Source organism: Streptomyces niphimycinicus, assembly GCF_018883605.1.
Taxonomy (GTDB): domain Bacteria; phylum Actinomycetota; class Actinomycetes; order Streptomycetales; family Streptomycetaceae; genus Streptomyces; species Streptomyces niphimycinicus.
Genome location: NZ_JAHLEM010001025.1, coordinates 1 through 4,307, shown reverse-complemented (window position 1 = coordinate 4,307; position 4,307 = coordinate 1). Strand labels below are relative to the sequence as shown.

The window sequence follows — 4,307 nt, the reverse complement described above, 5'->3', positions numbered from 1 at the left end:
GCCACCCCCGACGAACTCGCCGAGGACCTGGCACTGTACGACGGCCAGGTGGGCATCGCCGCGCTGAACACCCCCGGCAACACCGTCATCTCCGGACCGATCGACCTCGTCACCGACATCAGCAACTCCTGGGTCGAACGCGGCCGCAAAACACGCACCCTCACGGTCAGCCACGCGTTCCACTCCCCCTTGATGGAACCGATTCTGGAGCCCTTCAAGGAGGCGATCAGCGGGCTGACCTACCACCCGCCCACCATCCCCCTCATCAGCAACCTCACCGGACAACCAGCCGACGAACACATCACCACCCCCGACTACTGGACCCAGCACATCCGCCAACCCGTCCACTTCCACCCCGCCATCACCCACACCGCACCCCACACCAGCACCTACCTCGAACTCGGCCCCGACCCCGTTCTCGCCACCGCAACCCAGCACACCCTCCACCACCACACCACGACCACCGACACCGAGCAGAACAACGCCACCGACCGGCCGACACCCCTGATCACGTCCGCCCTCACCCGTAAGCAGCCCGAGGGACAGGCCCTCACCCATGCCCTCGCCCGGCTGCACACCGCCGGTGTCGAAGTCGACTGGACCGGTTGGTTCCCCGTCGACCCGCCGCCCCAGGTGGTCGGTCTGCCGACGTATGCCTTCCAGCACCAGCGCTTCTGGCTGGCCCCGCCCGCCGCCCGTACGAGCTTCGAGGGGACTGCCGAGGACCGGGCCGAGGCGCAGCTCTGGCATGCCATCGAGGAGCTGGACGTCGACGCCCTCACCAGCACGCTCCAGTTGGAGAAGGGCGGCCCCGGCATCGACGCCCTGCTGCCCGCGCTCCCGGTGCTGTCCGCCTGGCGGCGGCAGCACCGTGAACGGTCCACCCTCGACTCCTGGCGTTACCGGGCCACTTGGCAGCAGCTCCCCGACCCGGCCACACCGGCCCTGACGGGCACCTGGCTGGTGGTCGCCCCTGCCGGGCACGAGGAACACCCGACGGTCCGGGTCACCGTCCAGGCGCTACAGGCGCACGGCGCCACGGCGCTGCCGTTTGCGGTGGACACTCATGACGTCGACCGCGCCGTGCTCCGCGAACGCCTCGGCCGACTGACCGAGGAGTCCCGGCCCGCCGGGGTCATCGGCCTGCTCGCCCTCGACCAGGAGCCGCTCACCGGCCACTGTGCGGTGCCCGCCGGGCTCGGCGCCACCGTCGCTCTGCTCCAGGCTCTCGGTGACGCCGATATCAGCGCGCCCCTGTGGTGTGTCACGCAGGGCGCCGTCGCCACCGGTCGCAGCGACCTCCTCCCCCACCCCGAGCAGTCGCAGATCTGGGGGTTCGGCCGGGTGGCCGCGCTGGAACATCCGCAGCGCTGGGGCGGTCTCATCGATCTGCCAGCCACCATGACCCACCACACCGCGGGGCGGCTGGCAGCCCTTCTCGTACCCGGGCAACCTGAGGACCAGATCGCCCTCCGCACCACCGGAACGTACGCGCGCCGCCTGACCCGGATGCCCGCCGCCGACACCGCCCCCGCACCTTGGGAGCCGTCGGGGATCACGCTCATCACCGGTGGCACCGGGGGTCTCGGCGCCCAGATCGCCCGCTGGCTGGCCCACCGGGGCGCGCCCCATCTCCACCTCGTCAGCCGTTCGGGACCCGACGCACCCGGCGCGTCCGAGCTCAGCGAGGAGCTCACCGCTCTGGGGACGGACGTCACCATCACCGCCTGCGACGTCTCCGACCGCGCCGCACTCCGGCAGCTCATCGACACCATCCCCGCCGAACACCCCCTCACCGCCGTCTTCCACACCGCCGGCACGATGGAACTCGGGCAGATCAGCGAGCTGGATCCCGGGCGGTTGCAGTCGGTTCTGCGGTCCAAGGCCCTGGCCGCCGCTCATCTGCACGACCTCACCCAGCACCTCGATCTCACGGCCTTCGTTCTCTTCTCGTCGAACGCCGCCACCTGGGGCAGCGGGCAGCAGGCCGCCTACGCCGCCGCCAACACCTACCTGGACGCCCTCGCCGAACACCGCCATACCCGGGGCCTGCCCGCCACCAGCCTCGCCTGGGGCCCCTGGGGCGAGGCAGGCATGGCCGCCGACCAGCACACGCTCTCCCACCTCAAGCGGCGCGGTCTCTCGCCGCTCCCCACCGACCTCGCCATCGCGTCGCTGCACCACGCCCTGACACACCACGACACCGCCGTCACCATCGCGGACGTCGACTGGGCGCGGTTCGGCGGTACGTTCACCGCGCAGCGCCCGAGTCCGCTCCTCGCCCATCTGCTGCCGTCGGCCGCGGATCCCGCCACGCGCGCGGAGACCGCAGACGACAATCCGTTGCGGCAGCGGCTCAGCGCGGCGCCGGCCGCACAGCGGCAGCAGATCCTCGTCCGCCATGTCCAGACCCTGGCCGCGACCATCCTCGGCCACCCCGGCCTGGACGCGATTCCCCCGGCGCAGCCCTTCCAGGAGCTGGGCTTCGACTCCCTCACCGCGGTCGAGCTGCGCAATCAGCTCGCCGCCACCACCGGCCTCCCGCTCGCCCCGGCGCTGGTCTTCGACCATCCGACGCCGAATGCGCTCGCCACCTATCTGGGCACCGAACTGACGGGGCGGAAGACCGCCGTCACCACCCGTACGGCGTCCGCGGCCGCCGACGACGAGCCGATCGCGATCGTCGGCATGGCCTGCCGTTACCCGGGTGGGGTGCGCTCACCGGAGGAGCTGTGGGAGCTGGTCGCCGCGGGCCGGGACGCCGTCGGGGAGATGCCCACCGACCGTGACTGGGATCTGAACACCCTCTTCGATCCCGACCCCGAGCGTCTGGGCACCAGCTATGCGCGCGAGGGCGGCTTCCTCCACGACGCGGCCGGGTTCGACGCGGCGTTCTTCGGCATCAGCCCGCGCGAAGCGCTCGCCATGGACCCCCAGCAGCGTCTGCTCCTGGAAACCGCCTGGGAGACCTTCGAGAACGCGGGCCTGGACCGGGACACGCTCGCCGGAAGCGTCACCGGCGTCTTCGCGGGCGGCACCTACCAGGGCTACGGCGCCTCCGGAAGCTCCTCGGCCCGGGAGGTCGAGGGATATCTGCTCGCGGGCGGTACGCCGAGTGTCATGTCCGGCCGGGTGGCATACGCCTTCGGCCTCGAAGGGCCTGCGGTCACGGTGGACACGGCGTGCTCGTCCTCGCTGGTGGCGATGCATCTGGCGGCCCAGGCGCTGCGGCAGGGCGAATGCACGATGGCGCTGGCGGGCGGCGTGACGGTGATGGCCACACCGACCACCTTCATCGAGTTCTCCCGCCAGCGCGGTCTGGCGCCCGACGGCCGGTGCAAACCGTTCGCATCGGCGGCCGACGGCACCGGCTGGGGCGAGGGCGCCGGGCTGCTGCTGCTGGAGCGACTGTCGGACGCGCGCCGCAATGGCCACCGGGTGATGGCTGTCGTCCGGGGTTCCGCGGTCAACCAGGATGGCACCAGCAACGGCCTGACCGCGCCGAACGGGCCCTCGCAACAGCGGGTCATCGGCCAGGCGCTCGCCAACGCCCGGCTGTCGCCCGCAGAGGTCGATGTGGTGGAGGGGCACGGCACCGGGACCACGCTCGGCGATCCGATCGAGGCGCAGGCGCTGCTGGCCACGTACGGGCAGGAGCGGGACGAGGGACGTCCGCTGTGGCTCGGCTCCATCAAGTCCAACATCGGACACACCCAGGCCGCCGCCGGAGTGGCGGGTGTCATCAAGATGGTGATGGCGATGCGGCATGGGGTGCTGCCCGCCTCGCTGCACATCGACGAACCGACTCCGCATGTCGACTGGAACGCGGGTGATGTCCATCTGCTGACCGAGGCGCGGGAGTGGCCGCGAGGTGAGCATCCACGCCGGGCTGGAGTCTCCTCCTTCGGCATCAGCGGGACCAATGCGCATGTCATCGTGGAGCAGGCCGCCGAGGAGCCGGTGGCGGTCGAAGCCGTCGAGGCGGAGCCGGTGGGCGGTCCGGTGCCGTGGGTGGTGTCGGCGCGCGGTACGGAGGCGCTACGGGGCCAGGCCCGGGCGTTGGCCGCACAGGTGAACGCCGACCCGGGGGTGAACGCTGCGGAGGTGGGCTGGTCCCTGCTGCGGACCAGAACGCTCTTCGACCAGCGCGCGGTGGTCATCGGCCAGGACCGTGCGGAGCTGGTGGCGGGACTGGAAGCACTGGCCGCCGGAGAGCCACATCCGGGTCTGGTGGGGCCCGGACAGGCCAGCGAGATGGTCGGGCAGACCGTGTTCCTGTTCAGCGGGCAGGGCAGCCAGCGCCCCGG

The 4,307-nt window shown here is 71.7% G+C and carries 1 protein-coding gene; it reads left to right on the top strand.

Features of this window, described 5'->3' with window-relative positions; translation table 11 throughout:
• The coding region (locus tag KN815_RS47075; protein ID WP_216347908.1) for a type I polyketide synthase at window positions 1–4,307 on the top strand (4,307 nt) is incomplete at both ends.